We start from the raw sequence: 20,721 nt of genomic DNA, 5'->3' as shown, positions 1-20,721 counted from the left end.
GGCTCGAGTGTAGAGGAGCTGGAAGGGCAGCGCCGCCCCGCGGCTTTGGCGGTAAACCCTCCTACAGGACGTAGTGCTCGTAGGGGTTTTCGTGGGGTGGGCCGTCGGAGATCCACAGCTCGAGGGTGCTTAGGTTCATGATCACCGAGACCACCGTGCGGTAAGGCTCACCCAGTGCGTATTCTTCCGCGCTGGCGGTACGGCAGACCGCGTAGGGCGCGCCGTCACGGTCGCGAAGGGCTTCCTGAAGGTCGGCCAGGCCCGGCTTCTCCACCTGCCGCAGGCGCTCCTCGAGCCGCCGGTGGCGGTGACCGGAACGGTCGAGCCACTCGATGGGCGGCACCTCGATGCCGTGGGTCTGGGGGTCGAGGAAGTGGTTGGCGTGGACGAGTTGGCGCTCGTCCTGCCAGCGCACCACCTTAGCGGGGGAAAGCTCGAGGTCAATGGCCGCCTCGCCCTGCCCAAGCAGAAAGTTGCCCGAGGCGGTGCGCGGGGGAGCGGTGACTTTGGCTTCAGCCTCCTCCAGCGTGGCCGAGCGCAGCGCCTCGTAGGTGCGCAGGTGGAAGGGCTTGCCCAAGCCTTCCCAGTCGTCGCCCACCGCCACCAAGCCGTTGATGCACAGGCCCAGCCCGTGTGAGTTCAGCCCGATCTTGCCCCCGAAGATCCCGGCCTCGGTGAAGGCCAGCACCCGCGTACCGTCGGGCTCACTGATGTGCTGGAGCGCACCTTTGGCGTCTTCAATCCAGTCCCAGTTCTGGCCCATCCACAAAGCCCCGTCGGCGCTGTGGGCGGGCAGCAGGGCGAAGGCCGTGCAGCCATCGGGAGCCTCGCGACCAAACTGGTGGTAGAGGATCTCGTAGCGCACGTTGAGGGTGGCGATGTCCACCAGGCTCTGCCCCGACCCCGCCGCGATGCCCGCGATACCCTGGGCATAGGCCGGGCTCTGCCGGCGGATGGCCCCCAGGTAAAGCTCCCCGCGTCTGCGGGCCTCGGCAGGGAGCAGCTTGCCCTCGACCTCGAAGCGGCGAAAGTAGACCTCGAGGTTGTGTGCGATGGCCTCGGCCAGGGCCTGGCCCTGGGTGAAGCCCTGGTCGTAGGGCGAACCGGAAAGTCGGACGTACGGCAGGCTCATGAAGTCTCCGTTGGAAAGGCTAACAGCCCTCAGCAGAAATGGTCTGTGGTCATAGATGCTTTGTGCTCCAGGCTATAATCGGCGGGATTAATGGATTCGAGCGTAGTATTCTCCTTCCAACATGCGCGTACCGTTGCCTCAACTCTTCACGGCCTTCTTGTACGTCGGCCTCACCGCCTTCGGCGGCGGGGGCAATGCCTACATCTACCAGCTTATGGTGGTGCGACGGGGCTGGCTGAGCGAGCGGGAGTTCCTAGAGACCACCGCGCTGTGCCGCGTGCTGCCGGGGCCGGTCTTCGCCAACCTGGCAGCTCACCTCGGAGCAAAGCTGGGCGGGGTGTTGGGCGGGTTGGTGGCCTTGGTGGGGGTGTTGCTGCCGGGCTCGAGCCTGATGCTGCTCTTGAGTCTGGCCTACTTCCACTTCGGGGCTCAGCCGGGCTCGAGCGCCGAAGGGGCTCTGAGCGGGGTGGCCGCGGCGGCCATCGGCCTGGTGCTGGCAACCCTGTTGCGCCAGGTCAGGGTCGGGCTGGACTCGCTCAAGGCCATCCTGCTGGCGCTGGCGGTGTTCGTGACCTATGGCCTGCTGCACTGGTCGCTGCCCCTGGTGCTGCTCTTGGCGGTGCCGGTGGGGGTGGTGTTGTACTGGCGGGAGGCCGAGTGAGGGAGGGGCTCGAGGTCTTCCTTACCTTCCTGCGCCTGGGGCTGGTGAGCTTCGGGGGGGGTATGGCCAACCTACCCGAGATGGCCCGCATCCTCATCGCCAAGGGCTGGGTCACGCCCCAGCAGTTTGCCGACGGCTTCGCGATGGGCCAATTCGTGCCGGGGCCCAATATGCTGGCGGTGGTGTTCTACGGCCTCAGCGCGGGCGGGCTGGTGGGGGCGGTGGCCGCCGCGCTGGGCATGTTCCTGCCAGGGGCTATGGGAGCCATCCTGCTGGTGCACGGCTGGGAGTGGATGGCCCGCGCCCGCTGGAGCCGGGCCCTGCGTAAGGCGCTGGTTCCGGTGAGCATGGGCCTCTCGGCCAGCATGCTGCTGGTGCTCATCCAGCTGGGGATCGACAGCCTGTGGGGCTTCGCGCTGATGGGGCTGGCAACGTGGCTGATTTACCGAGGCGCCAACATCCTCGCGGTCATGGTGGCCGGGGGTGCGCTGGGTCTGGGGATCAGCTGGCTGCGGTGAGCGCACGCTAGAGGTAACCGCCCCGAAGCCCTATTGCCGGGGTCATGCTTCGCAGGCTCACCCACCCTCCTTTGGGTGCCACTCGAGCCCCCACATAGGCTCCCTGACGCGGAAGCCCACCGACTTATAGATCTGGATGGCGACGTAGCCGGGGTCGGCCACCATCACCAGGGTTTGGGCGCCCATCTCGCGTAGCCCGATGCGGGCGGTGTGGTAGACCAGGGTGCCGCACAGGCCCCGGCGGCGAAAAGCAGGGTGGGTCTCGACGGTCTGGAAGCGCCCCAGCCCCTCCCACACGAACAGGCCCAGCGTGGCGGCCAGGCGGCCCTCGAGGTAGGCCCCGAACCACTGCCCCAGCCCGGCTGCGACCATGCGGCGGTACTCCTCGACCTTGCGGAGCACGAAGTCGCGGTAGCCCTCTCCCTCGCGCTTCTCGGGGGGCTCAGCGGCATTGACGGCCAGCGCCAGCTCCACGCGCTCCTCCCAGTCGGCGTCGCTGAGCAGGGGGCGCACCGCGCAGGCCGTATTGAGCTTGGGGGGATGGACCACCCTGCGGGCGCTGAGCACCGCGCTTTGCTCCAGGCGGAAGCCAGCCTCGAGGAAAGGCCCCACCTCGCCCGGCTCCGAGCCGTCCCAGCCGAAGGCGAAGTGGGTGTAGGCGGGCGGGGTCCCGATCTCGCGGGCGAAGAGCGCCTTCCAGCGCTCGAGGTCGCCCGCCTGCGGGGGGCGATCGAAGATCAGGAAGTTGCCCCAGCGGTAGCCGGGGTTGCGGGGGGTGCGCACGACCAGGTAGTGCTCGCGCTCCACCACCTCCCCCTCGAAGCGGCGGAACATCAGGTCGGTGCGGTAGCCCAGGGATTGCAGCTGCATGATGGGTGCTCCTCGGCGGGGGTGCCGGGGCGTTTAGCCCTCGCGGAAGACCTTGACGAAGTCGATCCAGGCGGGCTGCTTGACGAAGCCCAGCGCCTCGTTGATGGCGAGCATGGGCCGGTTGCCCACCTCGTTGCCGGTGCGGATCTCGCGGGCGCCGTACTCCTTGGCGAAGCGGATGCCCTTGAGCTTGAGGGCCAGCGCCAGCCCCCTGCGCCGATAGGCCCGGCGGGTCCCGGTCAGGCCGGTGGCCAGGTAGTCGCCGTCGGTCTTCCACAGCGTACTCAGCGCCACGTACCGGCCGCTCGAGCCCTCCACCGCCACGAAGTGGGCCTCAGGCAGGTAGTATTGGCTCTCGAAGACCCACTTGCAGTACTCCTCGAAAGGCACCTCACTCATGGCGTCGGGGTGAGGCACGTCGAGGCGGGCCTCGAGCCAGAGGTCGTACAGCCTGCGCCGGTGATGGGGATCGGGCTCGAGCTCCTTCAGGCTCCTGAGCTCGAAGCCCGCGGCCTCCACGGCCTCGATGCGGCCCGCCCAGGGTGTAAAGTCGAAGGCGGATACGTCGAGGCGCGATTCCCAGTAGCGCATCTTCTCCTCGTAGCCCAGCTTTTGCAGCCAGGCGAGGGCCGCGGCCTGGTCCTCGCGGGTCGTGCTCAGGATGGAAATCGGGTCGTGGGGCTCGAGGGCCTCCATCAGCCGGGCATAGAGGGCTTTGCCGACGCCCTGGCCGCGGAACTCGGGCCGCACCGTGACCCAGGCCGCGAACTTCTGGGGGTGGTACATCCCTTCGAACTGGGTGTATTCGGCGTGGCCCACCATGCGCCCGTCGAGCTCGGCCACGAAACGCCCCCACTTGATCTCGGGCGGGTGGTCGTCGTGCTCGCGCAAACGGGCCTCGGAATAGGCCTCGTCGGGCCAGGCCGCCTTGAAGACCTCGGCGATGGCGGCGTAGTCGCGTTCTTCGAAGGGGCGAACGGTCAGGTTGAGCGTTTTCATTGGTTGCTTCACAACTCCTCCTTGACGAACAGGCTTTTCTTGAGGTGGAGCTGGGCGGGCCCTTTCTCGAAGCCCAGCGCCTCGTTGAGGGCGAGCATGGGGCGGTTGACCTGGTGGTTGTTGGTGCGTACGTAGCGGTAGCCCTGCTGCCGGGCGTACTCGAGGGCCCGCAGCTTGAGGGCCAAGGCGATGCCCCGGCGACGGTGCGAGGGCAGCACCCCGGTGAGGCCGGTCTGGAGGGTCTGCGGGCGCGGCGAGCGCCACAGCTGCGATACCCCCACCATAGCCTCCCCCTCGAAGGCGATGAAATTGGCCTCGGGGATGAGGTTCTTGTCCTTCATGGAGCGCTCTTGCCAAAGCTCGAAGGGCCACAGCTCCACCGGCTGCGCCGAGGGCACATCGCGCAGCAGGGCGGTGACGAGGGCGTAGTAGCGCCGCTGTACCGCCTCGCTGTGGTAGTCCAGGTCGGCCAAGGTGCCAATCCGGATGGACTCGGGCAGGGGCCGTTGGAAGGGAGCGGGATCGAAGCGTCCCAGGTCGAGGGTGCTGGGCCACATGCGGTCGTAGACCTCGAAGCCACGCGCCATGTAGAAGGCGGCCTGGGGCCAGTCCTCGCGCACCCGCGTCACCAGCGCCCCAGGGCGATGGCGGGCGAGCTCGCGCTCGAGCGCCCCCCACAGCGCCTCGCTCAGGGGTTCGTGGCCTGGCAGCAAGCCCCACTCCACCTCGAGTTGCCCCGACAGCGGGTTGAAGCGGGGGGTCATGAAGGCGAACCAGCCCACCGCCTGGCCAGCTTGCTCGATAAAGAAGGTCTGGGCGATCTCACCGGGGCCCTTGGTGGCGTCGAAGTGGCGAAGGGCCTCCAGGGTGCGGGGCTGGTCGGGGTACACGGCGTTGGAAAGCCGCACGTAGAGCTCATAGTCGGCGTCGCTGTAGTCGAAAGGCCGGATGTTCACAGGTAATTCACCTCCATCAACAAAGAGAAGTCCGGGGGCCTCTGGCGTGCCCCCGGACAGATAATCGCTTCTGTCTATGTTGCCAACATAGCGGCGCGGAGGCAAACCGGGCTGACGGGGTCAACGGCTGCTTGGAGAAGGATGCAGTGGATCATCGTCATCGCGGTCACCTCCTTTGGGAGTGGCTCACTCAAAGGAGTGTAGCATAACCCCCCGTGCTTTATGCAAGCCCCACCAAAGGCCCGCTGAGGCACTTTGCGTTTGATGCACGACGCGGGCTTACACTAAATCCCATGCGCCTGGTGCTCGTTCCCACCCCCATCGGCAACCTCGAGGACATCACCCTGCGAGCCCTGCGGGTGCTCAAGGAGGCCGAGGTGGTGGCCTGCGAGGACACCCGCCGCACCGGCCTCCTGCTCAGGCACTACGGCATCGCCAAGCCCACCCTGCGGCTCGACCAGCACACCATAAGGCGGGCCAGGGAGCTGCTGGAGGGCTATAGCTACGTGGCCTACGCCACCGACGCCGGGACTCCCGGCATCTCCGACCCCGGCGCGGAACTGGTGGCGCTGGGGCTAAAAGCGGGTTGGCAGGTCGAGGTGCTGCCCGGCCCCACCGCGCTGATCGTGGCCCTGGTGGCCTCGGGGCTGCCCACCGCCCGCTTCGCCTTCGAGGGCTTTTTACCCCAGAAAGCCTCCGAGCGGCGCGAGCGCCTAAAGAGCATCGCCACGGGCCGCACGGTGGTGCTCTACGAAGCCCCCCACCGTCTACGGGAGACCCTCGAGCAGCTGATCCAGCTCTACGGCCCCGACCACCCCGTCGCCGTAGCCCGCGAGCTCTCCAAGCTACACGAGGAGGTCTTTCGCGGCAGCCTCGGCGAGGCCCTAGCCCACTTCGGCGAGCCCAGGGGGGAGTTCGTGCTGGTGCTCGCCCCAAGGGCAGAGCTCGAGTCCCCCGCGCCAGACGCCCAGGAGCTGCTCGAGCGCCTGCGCGCCCAGGGTTTGCGTGGCAAAGCCCTGGTCAAGGCCCTGGTCGAGGCTGGTATACCGCGCAACCAGGCTTATACTTTGGCTCATGGCGCTCCGGCCTGAAGGCGGCCTCCTGCCGACGGAGTGCTGGGACAGCGCGTGAACGTCGGACTCGAGCGTGAAACTGGCGAGGTTGAATGATGAAGCGAATCGGTGTGTTTACCAGCGGCGGCGACGCCCCTGGCATGAATGCGGCCATTCGGGCAGTGGTGCGAGCCGGCACGGCGCATGGCCTGGAGATCGTGGGCATCCGGCGCGGCTACCAGGGCATGATCGATGGAGATTTCATCGTGCTGGGGCCGCGCGACGTGGCCAACACCCTTCAGCGTGGCGGTACCATACTGCTCACGGCCCGCAGCAAGGAGTTCATGAGCGAGGAGGGCCGGGCCAAAGCTGCGCGAAACCTCAAGGATGCCCGGATCGACGGGGTGGTCTGCATCGGCGGCGACGGCAGTTACCGGGGTGCTTGGAAGCTGGCCGAGGAGCACCGCATCCCCATCGTGGGTGCGCCGGGCACCATCGACAATGACCTCTACGGCACCGACTACACCATCGGTTTCGACACCGCCGTCAACACCGCCCTCGACGCCATCGACCGCATCCGCGACACCGCCGCCAGCCACGAGCGGGTGTTCTTCATCGAGGTGATGGGGCGGCACGCCGGGTTCATCGCGCTCGAGGTCGGCATCGCCGGGGGCGCCGAGGTGATCGTGCTCCCCGAAGACCCCACCTCCGCCAGCGCGTGCGCCCAGGTGATCGCCGATTCCGCCAGCAAGGGCAAGCGCTCTTCCATCGTGGTGGTGGCCGAGGGCGGCTACGCAGGCGGAGCCGAGGCCCTGGCCCGCGATGTGAAGCTGTGCTCGGGCATAGAAGGCCGCGTGACCATCCTGGGCCATATCCAGCGCGGCGGCAGCCCCACCGCCATCGACCGCGTGCTCGCCAGCCGTCTGGGCGCCGCCTGCGTGGAGGCGCTGCTATCCGGAGCCAGCGGCGTAGGAATTGGCTTGGTCAACGACGAAATCCGGCTCACCCCCTTCAAGGAAGCCGTCGAAAAGCGCAAGGACATCAACCGGCGCAAGTACGAGTTGGCGAGGATGCTGGCGCTTTGAGCCCTTTGTGCTTGACCTCGACGCAGCCACCAAAGAGACACCCCCCGCCAAGCGGGGGGCAGTTGTTTGCGAGGTGTTAGGCCTTGCGAACGTTCTTGGCCTGGGGGCCCTTGCCGTTGCGGCCCGGCTCGATCTCGAACTGGACTGCATCGCCCTCGTTGAGGGTACGGAAGCCATCGGTCTGAATGGCCGAGTAGTGAACGAATACGTCGGGGCCACCCTCCTGAGCAATGAAGCCGTAACCCTTTTCCGCGTTGAACCACTTAACGGTGCCTTTGTTCATGAAACTTCTCCTTACGACCCTAGAAAACCCAACCGGATTTTTTGGGGACACCGCAACAGTAGCATGAATGGGGGTGTAAGTCAAATCCCGCGCTGCGATATGGCGTCACCGTCGAGGCTCGAGCGCAGCGCGGGATTCAGGGCCATTCCTCGTGCTCGGCCCAGGCCACGCGAAGCGCATGCGCACCTTGCGGCCCTCGAGCACCCTGGGCATCCAGTAGCGCGCGTCGTCCCACATCTGTTCGTAGGGCAGGGTCCGCAGGTCGCACCACACCGGGGCCATCTCCCCCGCGCTTCTTGCGTCCGAGCAAAAGCCGTCCACCAGGCCGATCGAAGAGCAGCACGTCGGAGCAGATGATCATGCCTCGCTCCGCTTGCGCAGCAGGGCGTGGAACATCTTCATGGCCCCCAGCGCGTTGGGAAAGCCCACGAAGAGGGCCGACTGGATGATGGTTTCGCGGATCTCCCGCTCGCTAGCACCGTTGAGCAAAGCGCCCTCGAGGTGGGTGGCGAGTTCCTTGGGCGAACCCAGGGCGATGAGGCTGGTGATGGCCAGCAGTTCGCGGGTCTTGAGGTCAAGGCCATCGCGAGCGAGCACCTCCTCGTAGGCGAAGTCGCGAATGTAGCCGTAGAGGTCGGCGTCGACCTCGCTGAGGCTGTGCTCGATGGCCTCGAATTTATCCCCCCAGATGGCTCTGCGAACGCTCATGCGCTCCAGCTTAACGCCTCAGGCCTCCAAGCGCTCGAGCACGCCCGAGAGCTCGTGCAGGGCCTCGGGGTTACGGCGGTAGGGGTCGAAGAGGAGGGCCTCCACCCCGGCGGCGGCGGCGCCACCCAGGTCGTCGGGGGAATCTCCGACGTGCAACGCCTGGTGGGGTTCGACCCCCAGACCCTCCAGGGCCACCCGGAAGATGCGGGGGTCGGGCTTGGCTGCGCCCACCAGCGCGGAGGCGGCCACGAAGTCGAAGAAGGGGGCCAGCCCGGTGGCCTCGAGCACCCCCGGCAGCAGCGCGTCCCAGTTGGAGACCACCCCCAGCTTGTAGCCTCGCCCCTTCAGCTCGCCCAGCACCTCCTTGGCCCCCGGCGTGAGCGGCCACACTTTGGGGTTCCGCCAGTTCTCGCACAGGAAGCCCGAGATCTCCCCAGCGTGCTCTCCCAAACCGATGCCTGAGAGCAGGGTACGGTGAAACTCGGCCCAGACCGGCAGGGCGGCTTCGATGGTGGTAGCCTGCATGTGCCGCTCGTTGTAGACCCGATACGCAGCCATCACGGCTTCCATGAGCCTCGAGCCATCGGCCTTCTCGGCCAACCCCCGCTCCTGAAGCAAGGGCCACAACCAGAGCTTGGGATGCCCGAGGATGAGGGTATCGCCCACGTCGAAGAGTACGGCGCGTTTCATGGAAATATCCTACCCGACCGGGGTCAGGGCTTGTTCAGGGAGCATGGGCCCGTCGCGAGTGATACCGGATTCAAAAAGATAATCACCCAAACCAAAGACCTTCAGAGGCTATCTTTTTGAATCCTAGAGCACTCCCTTCGGTCGGGTCAGTTCGTTCCCGAATGGGAACGAACTGACCGAATCTGGTATGACCTAAGGGTCGAGGACCGATGCAAGGCCCCTCAGCCCTCAGCACCTCTTGTCCCCACCGGCAGCTCCACCCGGAACAGCGCGCCCCCTTCGGGGCGGTTGCTCGCGCTCACCTGTCCGCCGTGCAGTTCCACCAGCGCCCGCACGATGGACAGGCCAAGGCCGGTGCCCCCAGTCTGGCGGTTGCGGCTTTGCTCAACGCGGTAGAAGCGGTCGAAGATCTTGGGCAAGGCCGCTTCGGGGATGCCGGGGCCGGTGTCGGCCACGCTGAACCAAACCCGTCCATCTTCCTGGCCCGCCGAAATCGCGATGCGCCCGTGCATGGGGGTGTGGTCGAGGGCGTTGGTAAGGAGGTTGCCCACCACCTGCGCCAGGCGGTCGGGGTCGGCGCTGAGGGGGATGGGCTGGTGGGGAAGGTCGAGCTCGAGCTGCACCTGGCGGGCTTCGGCGCGGGTGCGGAAGCTCTGGGCCGCCGAGGCCAACAACTCGCGCAGCTCCAGGGGCTGGCGCTCGAGGGCCAACCGACCGGCATCGACCAGCGAGAGCGTGCGCAAATCCTCGACCAGGCGCGAAAGCAGCCGGGTCTGATTGTGCAGGCGGGCGATCTCGGACTCATCCAACCGGATCACCCCGTCCTGGATGGCCTCGAGGCGACCCTGCATCACGGTGAGGGGGGTGCGCAGTTCGTGGGCGATGTCGGCGATCATGGCCCTGCGCTCTTTCTCCAGGCGCTCTAAGGACTCGGCCATGGCGTTGAAGTTGCGCGCAAGCTGCGCAACCTCGTCGTTGCCCTTGGGCGCGGGGATACGCACGGTCAGTTCACCCTGAGCCAGGCGGTTGGCTCCTTGGGAGATGGCCTCCAGCGGGCGGGCCAAGCGGCGGGCGAAGACGAAGGCCATCAGGATGCCCAGCACCACCGAGGCCAGCGTGGCCCAGGTCAGGCTTCGCTGCAGGCGCTCCATAAAGCCGCCCTCCCGCCGGAAGCCAGCCCCCACCCCTGCCGGGCGCAGGGTGAACTCCTGGCTGATGAGCACGTTGCCGCCCTCCATAGCCTGCAGCACCACCACCCGCTCCCCCTGAACCCCTCCCTCGCTCAGCGCCCGGATGATGACCCGGTCGGCGCTAGCGAGCTGCCGGTTGATTTCTTTTGAAAGGTCAAAGGGTAAAGGCGCTGTGTCGGGGTTCTGCAAAAAGGCTCGGATGTTGGGCGAGAGGTGGCGAAACTCCTTCTGCCCCTGATAGGCGGTGAGGCCAAAGGCGATGAGGTTGGTCGCCACGGCCACCCCCGCCATCAGCAGCGCCAACCGCACCTCGATACGATCCCACAACTTCATGTTGGCACCCACAGCCGGTAGCCCACGCCCCGCACCGTCTCCAGCAGGTTGGGGGCTCCGGCGGCTTCCAGCTTCTTGCGCAGGTTCTTCATGTGCACGTCTACCACCCGCTCCAGCGCGTCGGAGTCGGGGTGGGCGGCCTCGAGTAGCTCTGCACGGCTGAAGGCACGGCCTGGCGAGCGCGCCAGCGTCTCCAGCAGGCGGAACTCGGTGGGGGTGAGCTCGAGCCTCACGCCATCCACCCGCGCCACCACCTGCTCGAGGTCCACCTCCAGCGGCCCGGCGCGCAGCACCGGCTTGGGTCCTTCGGAGGAGTGGGTGCGCCGCAGCACCGCCTTAACCCGCGCCACCACCTCGCGCGGGCTGAAGGGCTTGGTGATGTAGTCGTCGGCTCCCAGCTCCAGCCCCAGGAGCTTGTCGAGGTCCTCGGCGCGGGCAGTGACCATAATCACAGGGGTGTTGCCATCGGAGCGCACCCGGCGTAGCACCTCGAGGCCGTCGAGTTCGGGGATCTGGATGTCGAGCAGGATCAGGTCGGGTCTGGCCGCGCGGTAGAGGTTGAGGGCACTGCGGCCATCGGCAGCCCGCTCGGTACGGTATCCGTCGCGGCGCAGGTAGCCCTCGAGGATCTCCGCGATCTCGGGCTCGTCTTCGACCACCAGCACCAGCGCCATCAGGTTCAGTTTATCCGCAGTATCCGGCATCACAACCTAGCTTGGCCCGAAGCAGTGAAGGGAGGGGGTGGAAATTGTGAAGGCCACGTGTAGATGACAAAAGAGCCCCAGCAGGGGCTCTGTGGAGGCTCAGGGGAGGTGTATGGCTTTAGCTAACAGTGAGGGTGAGCGGGAAGGAGTAGGCTTCACCGTTGACGTTGCTGACGACGCTGATGCTGAGGGTGTAGGTACCCGCAGGAAGACCCGCTGGAACCTGGATGCTGTAGGTGTTGACGAAAGCACTCTCCACGATCTCGCTCTTTTGGTCGGTCATCTTGGGGGTCTGCGCATCTTCACTCACCAGGACAGGTTTCACACTAGCGAGCTGGATCTGCCAGCCTGCAGGCAATCCATCGCTCAAAACGCTGAACCACTCCATCGAATCGAGCCGATCTACAGTACCGGCGGTGACACTCTGACTCAGGCCCCAATCCTCGGGCGACTGGCTGAGCTGCACGTAAACGGTTTGTCCAGCCTGAGCGCTGATGGTAGCTCCAGGATCCACGGTGACAGGGTTATACGGTGAGCTCTGGGCCAGACTGAGCGAAGCGAGGGCCAAAACTGTAAGGGTCGAGAACATCTTCCACATAACAACCTCCTTGGTGTCGGTAAGCCTTATGGCTTCCTGGTTCAAGAGGTTGCCATCCTTCGGTGTAGAGACGTCGAAGGATGTGTGAAGCCATGCGTAGCCTTGGTGAAGGCTTCGTGTAGAAGTTGGTCTTCACATGGTCTACATAATCTGTACACCTGTACTACACTGCCGGTGCCGAAGCTTTAGCCAGATGAGCGTCCAGAGATTAAGGAGAAGAAACGCCATGCGAAGATTATGGATTGGACTGGTGGGGGTACTGTGGAGTGCGTCCGGCTTGGGCTTGGCGCAGAGCCTGAGCCTGGAAGCCGCTCTGGCTGCACTACCCCACACAGCAGAGTGGCAAAATGCTGAACTGACATACGAAAGCGCGATGCGTTCGCTGGAGGCAGCCCAAGCCGCATTGGGGTTGAAAGTGACGGGTAGCAGCAGCTATAGCCTGGGGGGCAGTCAGGGTACATCCTCCTCCACCTCCGGCCAGAGTCTCAGCCTGGGAGCCAGTGCCTCCATGACGGTACTGCCCTGGTCGAGCGCCTACGATAGCCTCGCCAGCGCTCAGCGGGCCCTGGAGCGCGCCGCCCTCACCCGGCGCGACAATCGCAACTCCCTGGTTATCAACCTCACCTCCCAGTACTTCGCCCTGCGCCAGGCCCAGCAGGCCGAAGCTCTGGCCCAGGCCACTGTGCGCCTGCGGGAAAACCAGCTGCGCGTGGCCCAAGCCCGCTATCAGGCTGGCCAAGTCAGCTTCACCGACTTCCTCAGCGCACAACAGGATCTCGACAGCGCTCGGCTCGACGCCGCCAGCGCTAGCGGCAACCTCGAGATCGCCCGCCAGACCCTCGCCAACCTCCTGGGCCTAGCCCCTTCGGCCCTAGGCAGCCTAAGCAGCACCCCCAGCGTCCCTTCTCTGCCCAGCACCCCCCTGGAGAGCCTGATCGAGCAGGCCATGAGCCGCCGCTCCGATGTGCTCGCAGCCCTCTCCAGGCTGCAGGATGCCCAGGCCAGCCTGGCCAGCGCCCAGCGCGACCGCTGGCTGCCCGACGCCTCCCTCAGCCTCAGCTACAGCAACGGCAACTCAGGAAGCAGCGGAGGTGGGAACACCTCAGTCACAGCAGGGCTGAACCTCAAGAGCGGCTCCGCCAGCCTGGGCACCTCCATCCCCCTCCTCTCCAGCGCTACGTCCACGGGTACCTCGGCAAGCAGCTGGAGCCTGGGGCTCTCGCTAGCCCTGCCCATCCTCGCGCCCAGCTCCGATGCCCAGATCAACAGCGCCCAGACCGCCCTCGAGCTGGCCCAGCTCGCCCTGCAGAGCGCACGCAAGTCAGCAGAGCTGGACGTGCGTCAGAAGTACCTGGCAGCCCAGAGTGCCCTGGCCAAGGTCGGCCTAGCCCAAAGCGCCCTGGAAAGCGCTACTAAAAACTTAGAAACTGCCGAGGCTCGCCTCAAAGCCGGCACCGGCACTGCCCTCGAGGTGCAGAGTGCCCAGGTAAGTCGCCAACAAGCCCAGAACAACCTCGAGACCACCACCGCCCAGGCCTACCTGGCCTGGCTCAGCCTGCACAGCGCCCTTGGCACCGACCTCACCACCCTCACCAACCCTAGCGGAGGCAATCCATGATACGAACCCTGTTTGTCGTCTTCCTTGCCCTTTTCTCACCGGCCCTCGCCCAAAGCTCCCTCTCCCTGGTCCAGGCCCTACAGCAGGCCTATGCTCAGGGTCCCTCGTTGCAGAGCGCCCAAGCCACACTGCAGAACGCCCTCCTACAGCTCAACGCCCTCAAGGCCGACCCCAGCACCCTGATTGTCGCCCGTACCCAGGCCGAGCAGAATGCCGAGCTGGCTAGGGTGAACCTCGAAGCCACCCGCCTGAGCGTGATGCAAAGCGTGGTCAATGCCTACGTGGGGCTGTATGAGGGCCTGCAAAACGTGGAGCTGTACCAGGCCCAAGTCGCCCTCAATCAGCGCAACCTCGACGTGGCCAAAGCCCGGCAGGCCGCCGGCAACGCTACCGCCCTAGACGTAGCCCGCGCCCAAACCACCCTCGACAGCTCGAGGCAGGCACTCACCAACGCCCAAGCCCAAATTCCCATCCTCTCAGCCCAACTGGCCACTTTGCTGGGGGTGAGCGATCTGGGCAGCCTCAGCATCGCCCCACCCCCCACTCCTCCCGCCCTGCAAGCCGACATCAACGTGCTCAGCAAGGATCTCTTCACGCGCTTAGCCAGCGTGGTGCAGGCCCAGCAGGCCGTGGACCTAGCCCAGCTCAACGTCAAGCTATACGACAACGACTACACCCCAGCGGTGAACCTCGAGTCGGCCAAGACCACCTTGCTCAATAACCAGCGCTCGCTGCAGATCGCCCAGCAGAACGCCCTCACCAGCCTGAACAACACTTATCAGGCCGCCCAGAATGCCTACAAGGCCATCGCCATCGCCCAGGCTACGGTGGCTAATGCTCAGAAGGTCGTAGAGCAAAGCCAGGCTGCCCTCAAAGCCGGAACCATCTCGGCACTACAGCTACAAACCGATCAGGTCTCGCTCAAAAGCGCCCAGTACAGCCTAACCCAGGCGCAGAACAGCTACTGGAAAGCCCTGGCGGCTTTCTCGGTAGCAGCAGGCCAGGACTTTACTGGCCTGGTCAAAGCAGCCAGCACACCCTAGCTCAGCAACGGGGCTATCAGGCCAAGTACACTGCTCAAAAGCAGCAAAAAGGGGGCTGTGGAATGCGGCTAAGGCAATGGATCACGGTTATCGCACTGGTATTGGGCGGGGGCTTGGTTGGATACCTCCTGCGCAGCAGCACGCTCCCCGAAAGCTCGAGTATCTCCGCGGCGGGCTCAAACAGCCCCGCCGCAGGCTTTCAGGGCAGCCGCAGCGAGGGATCGGGGCAGAGCTTCGGGGGCCGCAGCGCAGCGATGGGGCAGGGTTTTCGCGGTCAGGGGCAGAGCGGGGCCGCAATTCCTGTGCAGACCGCCACTACTCACACCGGTACGCTCATCGCCCAGCGCCAGGCCGCCGGCACGGTGGTGCCGGTGCAGCAGAGCCAAGTCGCTGCCCAGAGCAGCGGCAGGGTGGCGCGGGTACTGCTTGAGGTGGGGGATGAGGTCAGGGCTGACCAGCCTGTAATCCAGCTCGAAGACTCCCAGCTTCGCATCGCAGTACAAAACGCCGAGCTGGCGTTGCAAAACGCTCGCATCAGTCTGAGCAGCCAGACCAACGCCACCCGCGAGGCCGAAGCCAGGCTCGAGCAGCAACTTCGGGCGGCTCAGGCCAGCCTAGCGGCGGCCCAAGCCAGCTATGCCGCGGCGCAGGAGGTGCATCGGCTCGGGGGTATGTCAGAGAGTGAGCTACAAACCGTTAAGAGCCAGCTCAACACCGCGCAGGCTAACCTAACAGCAGCCCAAGCAGCCCTCGAGCAAAACAAACGGGCTAGCCAAGAAAGCCTAGCCCAGCTCCGCTTAGCTGTGGCTCAAGCCCAAAACCAGCTCCGCCTAGCCCAGCTCAACCTGAGCAACGCTACCATCCGCGCCCCCTTCGACGGGCAGATCGCAGCCATCGCGGTAGCTCCGGGCGAGGCGGTGAGCCCCAGCAGCCAGGTCTTCACCCTTGTAAGCACGGCGCGACAGGTGCGCTTCAGCGTTCCCCCAAGCGATGCGCCCTCGCTCTCGCTGGGGCAAGTGCTGCGCTTTGACACCGGCAGCCAGAGCTTTGAGGTCAAGCTCAGCCAGCGCCCGGCAGCCCCGGTCGGTCAGAACGTGAATCTCACCGCTCGCTTTGTGGGCACAGCCACCCCACCCGCTGGGACTGTGGGCAGCTTGAGCTACTCCGTGCGGCTGGCCCAGGGTACTTTGCTTCCCATTGCCGCTTTGCAAAATGACGGTGCGCGCAGCTACGTCTACGTAGTGAATGAGGGCAAAGCAAAAGTCCAAAACGTAACTGTACTGGCTCAAGCCGCAAGTACCGCGGCGGTACGGGGCCTCGAGGGTGGCCTCGAGGTCATCGTCAACCCGCCGCCGGGTCTACTGGATGGATCGGCGGTGGTGAGCCTGGATCAGACCCGGGATGGCTCGAGTCCCCCGGGACAGCGGTTGCGGCCTGGGAACCAGTCCTCACAGCCGAGCAGAGTCCCCCCCGCAGGAGGAAGGCCATGAACCGCCTGCGTCGGCTTCAGAGCCAACTCTTCGAGCGGGTGAACCCGCTGGTGGGTTTCTCGGTCGCCCGCTACGTGCTCTCCATCGGAATTTTCGTAGGGGTAGTGCTCTTTGGCTATCTGGCCACCCGCGCCCTGGGGGTGGACCTGCTACCCACCGCCAACGTACCGGTAGTCTTTATCAGCACCCAGTACCCTGGGGCCACCCCCGCCGCGGTAGATCAGCAAGTCACACAGGTTATCGAGGGGGCGGTCTCGAGCCTCTCCGGCATCAGCAGCATCAGCTCCTCCAGCAGCGCTGGCAACAGCCGGGTAGTAGTCAGCTTCAACCCTGACACTGATCAGAAGAGCGCCGCCAACCAGGTCGCGGCCCAGGTCTCGGCGGCAGTGCGCCGCCTGCCCAGTGGGGTAAATCCACCCAGCGTGCAGTCCTTCGACCCCAACGCTCAGCCCATTCTCGAGTTCGGGCTCAGTGGGGGCGGGGCTAGCCTAGAAGAGGTCTACGAGTATGCCCAGAACATCCTGGTGCCCGCCCTCCAGCGCATCTCGGGCGTGGCCAACGTAAGCCTGACTGGCGGGCCCAGCCGCGAATTTCAGGTACTCTTAGACCCCAGCCGGCTCGCCTACTACAACCTCACCCCCCAGCAAGTCACACAGGCCATCAACAATGCCACAGTAGACCAGCCCATCGGCACGCTCAGCCAGGGCAGCGATGCCCTCAGCTTCGCCACCCGCAGCGTCCCCAGCAGCCTGGAGCAGGTCAGTCAAATCCTCGTCGACAGCAGCCGAGGGGTGAGGGTGGGCGACCTGGGCAGCGTGCAGGACAAGTCCAGCGTCGATAACTACGTACGGGTCAATCAGCAGCCGGCGGTGCTGGTCTCAGTACAGCAGACCTCAGGCTCCAACGCCGTGGCAGTGGCTGAGGCAGTCCGGCAACTCATCGAGCAAACCCAGCTTCCCGCAGGCTACAAGGTCGTCTTCTCCAACAACACCACCTTGCCCATCGCGGCCTCAGTGAAGAACACCTACCACGAGCTACTCATCACCGCTGTGGTGGTGGGCATCGTGGTGCTACTGTTTCTGGGGCGACTCAACACCGCCCTCACGGTGATTCTGGCCATCCCCATCTCACTGGCGGCAGCCCCCATCCTCTACAGTCTGCTGGGCTTCACCTTCAACCTGGTCTCGCTGCTGGCAATGATCGTGGCTATCGGCATCGTGGTGGACGACTCCATCGTAGTAGCCGAGAATGTCGAGCGCTACCGTGACGAAGGGATGGGTCGCATGGAGGCAGTGCTCAAGGGTGCCAGCGAGGTCTTCAGCGCGGTGGCAGCAGCCTCCTTGTCGCTTCTGGCAGTACTGATTCCGGTGAGCTTTATCGGTGGCTTCGCCGGGCGCTTCATCCAGCAGTTTGCCCTGGGGCTCTCGGCGGCAGTGCTGATGTCGTGGCTCGAGGCGCTGCTCTTCCTCACCGTGCGCATGGCCTACACCCCCGACGCCCAACCGCTCTCCTGGCGAGACTTTGGCCGCAGCGTGCTCGAGCTACGCCAGGCAGTGAGCTGGGGCCTGGCCTCCTTGCGCAAGCCATGGGCTATCGTGCTGGGGGTGGCGCTGGCCGCCGCGCTGTGGCGCGTCCAGCCGCCGGTGTACCTGCTGACCCTGCTGCTCTACCCACTGGCCCTGAGCCTGGCCTATTACCTGGGGCGTGCGCTGCTGAGCTTCCTGGAGGCCCTCACCACCACCCTGCACAGCCTGACCGAGGCCGCCCTCACCCATACGCGCGAAGCCTACGCCCGTAGCGTGGAACGGCTGCTAGCCCACAGCCCCTGGGTGCTGGGCGCAGCTCTGACCTTCTTCGGTCTTACCCTCTTCTTCATCGCCCCCCGCATCCCCTTCAACTTCGTACCACAAAACGACAGTGGCTTCATCAACGTGAACCTGCGGATGCCCAATGGCACCACCCTCGCCGCTACCAACCCCGTCGCCGCCCGCCTCGAGGCCTTCTTGCTGTCCCGTCCGGAGGTGGTGAGCGTTCAGACTACGGTGGGCAATACCAACGCTCGACTGGTAGTGCAGCTCAAGCCCGTCGAGGAGCGCCCCAGCGTGTTCACCCTCATCCCTCAGCTCCAGCGCGCCATGCAGTCCCTCATCGCCGACCAGCCATCAGCGCGCGTCTTCATCAGTGGAGGTGGAGGCTTCCGGGGCCAGGGTACGGCGCTTAATTTCAACCTAGCCTCACCCAGCTACGAGTTGCTCAACACCCGCATCAACCAGGCCATCCAATTGCTGCAATCGGACCCCAAGGTCCTCAGTGTCAACAGCGACTTAGGTCAGACCAACCTGCAGAACAACTTCGTACCTGACCCCAGCCGCATGAGCGGCACCGGTATCACTGCCAGCAGCGTGGCTCAGGCCCTGCAGACTTTCGCCAGTGGCTCGCGGGCAGGAACGGTCGAGATCGGTGGACTGAGCTACCCGCTCGAGGTCCAGATCGACCCGATCTATCTGGCCGACGCTCAGTCGCTCTTGTCCCTGCCCATCTACTCCCCCACCCTGCAAACCAACCTCACCGTGGGCCAGCTCGGCAGCATCGTTCAGAGCCAAGCTCCCCTCACCATCAGTCGCACCAATCGTCTCTATACCGCCCAGCTCTCCATCAATCCGGCTCCAGGAGCCCCTCCGGCGGCGGTCTTCGAGGATGAGTTGCGCCGACAGCTTACCCAAGCCGGCATCCTCGACAACCAGGTAACACTCTCCGAGAGCAGTGCTTTCGGGCAGGCTGCGCTGGCGCGGCAACTAAGCACCTTGGGTCCACAGGTCTTTGGCCTGGCCCTGCTGCTGGCCTACTTGGTCATGGGAGCGCAGTTCAATTCCTTCCGCTACCCCCTGTACCTGCTGTTACCGGTACCCTTTGCCATCACTGGAGCCTTGTGGTTCATCTACTTCTTCGGCGGGCAGCTCGACATCTTCAGCCTGCTAGGCTTCCTGCTCCTCATCGGACTTTCGGCCAAGAACGCCATCCTCTACCTGGACTTCGTGGTCGAGCGCATGGGGCGCATGTCCTTGAAGGAAGCCCTGATCGAAGCCGCCGTTCTGCGCTTCCGGCCCATCGTCATGACTACCCTCACCGTGCTGGTCATCAGCTTCCCCCTAATCCTGGGCAGGGGAGCGGGGTCAGAGTTCGGCCAGGGACTGGGGGTGGTGATGCTAGGCGGTATCCTGCTCTCAGCCATCCTGACCTTCTTCGTCGTGCCTGCGGCCTTCTACCTGTTCGAGCGGGGCCGCAGCGGCCCACCCCATGCCGTTCCCGCTCTTGGCGGAACGGGCGATTAGAGCGCTCTTCACAAAATCTTCTCAATGCATACACCGAACCTTTGGGCGGGCACTTCAGGATGAAATCCATGACGAATGCCCGCCCAAAACCCCGCATTACGCGTCTGTGGCCAGCCTTTTTGCTGATACTGGCCGTGCTGTCCTTGGCCGGATGGTGGCTGCTGCGCTCCCGCGCCACTAATACTCAGACAACTTCCACAAACGAGACCGCCACCGTTGCCCGCTCCGCTTTCCGGGTATCGGTATCGGGACCAGGCACCCTCGAGGCCGTCCAGACCCTCGAGGTCAAGCCCAAGGTCAACGGCGTCGTCCTCCAGTTACCCGAGGTAGGTGAGCGGGTGCAAAAAGGCCAGCTCATCGCCCGGCTCGACCCCACCGACTATCAGCGCGCCCTCGAGAACGCCCAGCTTGCGCTGCAAAAGGCCCAGGCCAACCTCGAGGCCCTGCGCGCCAATCAGGCCAGCACCGAAGCTGCGGGCCGCCAGAGCGTGACCAGTGCCGAGGTGGCCTACGCCAACGCGAGCCGCGACCTACAGAGCGCCCGCGACAACCTCGAGGCCACCCAGAAGCTCTACGACGTCGGCGGCACCAGCCTACAGAGCCTGCAGCAGGCCAAAGACGCCTATGCCAAGGCTCAAGCCAGCCTCGAGAGCGCACGGGTCAACCTCGAGACCGCCCGCCAATCGCTCAGCCTCAAGGCCAGCTCGGGCGCCCAGGACTTAAAAAACGCCCAGCTCGCCGTGCAGCAGGCCCAGCTCGAAGTCAAGACGGCCCAGGAGAACCTCGCCGCCACCAAGATCTACGCGCCCTTCAGCGGGGTGGTGGCGGAGGTTAATGGGCAGGTGGGCAGCGTGGGGGTGGGAGCCACCAACAGCAACAGCTCTGCCCTGCTCACCCTCGTCGACATCTCCAGTGTCAACCTGCCAGTGCAGATCGACGAGAGCGAGATCTCGAAGGTTCGGGTAGGGCAAAAAGTCGAGGTCACCCTCGACGCCTTCAGCGACGAGACCTTCCAGGGCGTGGTGACCAACATCTCGCCCCAGGCCAGCGTGGTCTCCAACATCGCGGTGTTCTACGTAACGGTCAATATCCCCAACCCCGAGCACAAGCTCAAGCCCGGCATGACCGCCGAGGGCGAGATCCTCATCCAGGAAATTCCCGATGCCCTCATCATCCCCAAGCGGGCCGTGCAAACCGTGCGGGGCCGCAGCTACGTGGAGGTGCTCAAGCCCGACGGCACCCAGGAGACGGTGCGGGTGGTGCTGGGCCCCGACGACGGGGTGAACCAGGTCGTCACCCAGGGCCTCGAGCCCGGCCAGCAGGTGGTGCTGCCCGTGCGCAGTTCGAGCAGCTCGAGCAGTTCCAACCAGCAGCGCCAGGGCGGGGGCTTCGGGCTGCCGGTGCGCATCCCGGCGGGGGGTGGGCGGTGAAGGCAGTGGTACAGCTTGCGGGCATCCGC

At 65.3% G+C, this 20,721-nt stretch carries 20 protein-coding genes; 9 read left to right on the top strand and 11 right to left on the bottom strand.

Going from position 1 to position 20,721, the window contains the following annotated elements:
* Positions 1-61: 61 nt before the first annotated feature.
* Positions 62-1,132 carry a C45 family autoproteolytic acyltransferase/hydrolase gene (locus B047_RS0114500; protein ID WP_018467699.1) on the bottom strand — a complete coding sequence of 357 codons (1,071 nt, stop codon included), beginning with the start codon at positions 1,130-1,132 and terminating at the stop codon, positions 62-64.
* Positions 1,133-1,253: 121 nt separating this feature from the next.
* Here B047_RS0114500 and B047_RS0114495 point away from each other — a divergent pair, with 121 nt between their 5' ends.
* Complete coding sequence (locus B047_RS0114495; RefSeq protein ID WP_018467698.1) at positions 1,254-1,793, top strand: chromate transporter; 540 nt, start codon at positions 1,254-1,256, stop codon at positions 1,791-1,793.
* Complete coding sequence (locus B047_RS0114490) at positions 1,790-2,311, top strand: chromate transporter (protein WP_018467697.1); 522 nt, start codon at positions 1,790-1,792, stop codon at positions 2,309-2,311. Before B047_RS0114495 ends, B047_RS0114490 begins: the two co-directional genes overlap by 4 nt.
* A gap of 57 nt (positions 2,312-2,368) precedes the next feature.
* Here B047_RS0114490 and B047_RS0114485 read toward each other — a convergent pair whose 3' ends face one another.
* From B047_RS0114485 to B047_RS0114475, 3 genes are read right to left on the bottom strand one after another with little or no spacing between them, the layout of a single operon-like run.
* Positions 2,369-3,181, bottom strand: a complete 813-nt coding sequence (locus B047_RS0114485; protein WP_018467696.1) for a GNAT family N-acetyltransferase — start codon at positions 3,179-3,181, stop codon at positions 2,369-2,371.
* Positions 3,182-3,214: 33 nt separating this feature from the next.
* On the bottom strand, positions 3,215-4,192 hold the full coding sequence (locus tag B047_RS0114480) for a GNAT family N-acetyltransferase (protein ID WP_245533756.1): 978 nt from the start codon (positions 4,190-4,192) through the stop codon (positions 3,215-3,217).
* Positions 4,189-5,136 (bottom strand): GNAT family N-acetyltransferase, encoded by a 948-nt coding sequence (locus tag B047_RS0114475; RefSeq protein WP_018467694.1) that lies wholly within the window; start codon positions 5,134-5,136, stop codon positions 4,189-4,191. The genes B047_RS0114480 and B047_RS0114475 overlap by 4 nt, the downstream gene beginning before the upstream one ends.
* Positions 5,137-5,429: 293 nt before the next feature.
* On the opposite strand from B047_RS0114475, the gene rsmI reads away from it, so the two are divergent.
* A complete protein-coding gene (gene rsmI, locus B047_RS0114465; RefSeq protein WP_018467693.1) occupies positions 5,430-6,227 on the top strand; it encodes a 16S rRNA (cytidine(1402)-2'-O)-methyltransferase in 798 nt (265 codons plus the stop codon).
* A gap of 77 nt (positions 6,228-6,304) precedes the next feature.
* Positions 6,305-7,273 carry a 6-phosphofructokinase gene (pfkA, locus tag B047_RS0114460; protein ID WP_018467692.1) on the top strand — a complete coding sequence of 323 codons (969 nt, stop codon included), beginning with the start codon at positions 6,305-6,307 and terminating at the stop codon, positions 7,271-7,273.
* 76 nt (positions 7,274-7,349) lie between these two features.
* Here pfkA and B047_RS0114455 read toward each other — a convergent pair whose 3' ends face one another.
* The 7 genes from B047_RS0114455 to B047_RS0114425 all read right to left on the bottom strand — a co-directional run bounded on the left by B047_RS0114455 (position 7,350) and on the right by B047_RS0114425 (position 11,779).
* A complete protein-coding gene (locus B047_RS0114455; protein WP_018467691.1) occupies positions 7,350-7,556 on the bottom strand; it encodes a cold-shock protein in 207 nt (68 codons plus the stop codon).
* A gap of 105 nt (positions 7,557-7,661) precedes the next feature.
* Positions 7,662-7,838 carry an NUDIX hydrolase gene (locus B047_RS0114450; protein WP_157205949.1) on the bottom strand — a complete coding sequence of 59 codons (177 nt, stop codon included), beginning with the start codon at positions 7,836-7,838 and terminating at the stop codon, positions 7,662-7,664.
* Between the two features lie 75 nt (positions 7,839-7,913).
* On the bottom strand, positions 7,914-8,264 hold the full coding sequence (locus tag B047_RS0114445) for a carboxymuconolactone decarboxylase family protein (protein WP_018467689.1): 351 nt from the start codon (positions 8,262-8,264) through the stop codon (positions 7,914-7,916).
* An 18-nt stretch (positions 8,265-8,282) separates the two neighbouring features.
* Positions 8,283-8,954, bottom strand: coding sequence for an HAD family hydrolase (locus tag B047_RS0114440; RefSeq protein WP_018467688.1), 672 nt, complete (start codon positions 8,952-8,954; stop codon positions 8,283-8,285).
* A gap of 221 nt (positions 8,955-9,175) precedes the next feature.
* Positions 9,176-10,477: a sensor histidine kinase gene (locus B047_RS0114435; protein WP_026234929.1), complete on the bottom strand. Its 1,302-nt coding sequence runs from the start codon at positions 10,475-10,477 to the stop codon at positions 9,176-9,178.
* On the bottom strand, positions 10,474-11,151 hold the full coding sequence (locus B047_RS0114430; protein ID WP_018467686.1) for a response regulator transcription factor: 678 nt from the start codon (positions 11,149-11,151) through the stop codon (positions 10,474-10,476). The genes B047_RS0114435 and B047_RS0114430 overlap by 4 nt, the downstream gene beginning before the upstream one ends.
* Before the next feature lie 148 nt (positions 11,152-11,299).
* Positions 11,300-11,779 (bottom strand): hypothetical protein, encoded by a 480-nt coding sequence (locus B047_RS0114425; protein WP_157205948.1) that lies wholly within the window; start codon positions 11,777-11,779, stop codon positions 11,300-11,302.
* A gap of 226 nt (positions 11,780-12,005) precedes the next feature.
* Between B047_RS0114425 and B047_RS16945 the strand changes: the two genes are divergently transcribed.
* The 5 genes from B047_RS16945 (at position 12,006) to B047_RS0114400 (ending at position 20,692) form a co-directional block, all read left to right on the top strand.
* Positions 12,006-13,397 carry a TolC family protein gene (locus tag B047_RS16945; RefSeq protein ID WP_040779965.1) on the top strand — a complete coding sequence of 464 codons (1,392 nt, stop codon included), beginning with the start codon at positions 12,006-12,008 and terminating at the stop codon, positions 13,395-13,397.
* Positions 13,394-14,440, top strand: a complete 1,047-nt coding sequence (locus B047_RS0114415; protein WP_018467683.1) for a TolC family protein — start codon at positions 13,394-13,396, stop codon at positions 14,438-14,440. Before B047_RS16945 ends, B047_RS0114415 begins: the two co-directional genes overlap by 4 nt.
* 62 nt (positions 14,441-14,502) lie before the next feature.
* Complete coding sequence (locus B047_RS16940; protein WP_018467682.1) at positions 14,503-15,930, top strand: efflux RND transporter periplasmic adaptor subunit; 1,428 nt, start codon at positions 14,503-14,505, stop codon at positions 15,928-15,930.
* Positions 15,927-19,262 (top strand): efflux RND transporter permease subunit, encoded by a 3,336-nt coding sequence (locus B047_RS0114405; protein WP_018467681.1) that lies wholly within the window; start codon positions 15,927-15,929, stop codon positions 19,260-19,262. The genes B047_RS16940 and B047_RS0114405 overlap by 4 nt, the downstream gene beginning before the upstream one ends.
* A 68-nt stretch (positions 19,263-19,330) precedes the next feature.
* Positions 19,331-20,692 carry an efflux RND transporter periplasmic adaptor subunit gene (locus B047_RS0114400; protein WP_018467680.1) on the top strand — a complete coding sequence of 454 codons (1,362 nt, stop codon included), beginning with the start codon at positions 19,331-19,333 and terminating at the stop codon, positions 20,690-20,692.
* Positions 20,693-20,721: the final 29 nt, after the last annotated feature.

Source organism: Calidithermus timidus DSM 17022, assembly GCF_000373205.1.
GTDB lineage: Bacteria > Deinococcota > Deinococci > Deinococcales > Thermaceae > Calidithermus > Calidithermus timidus.
This window is presented reverse-complemented; position numbering and strand designations above follow the sequence as displayed.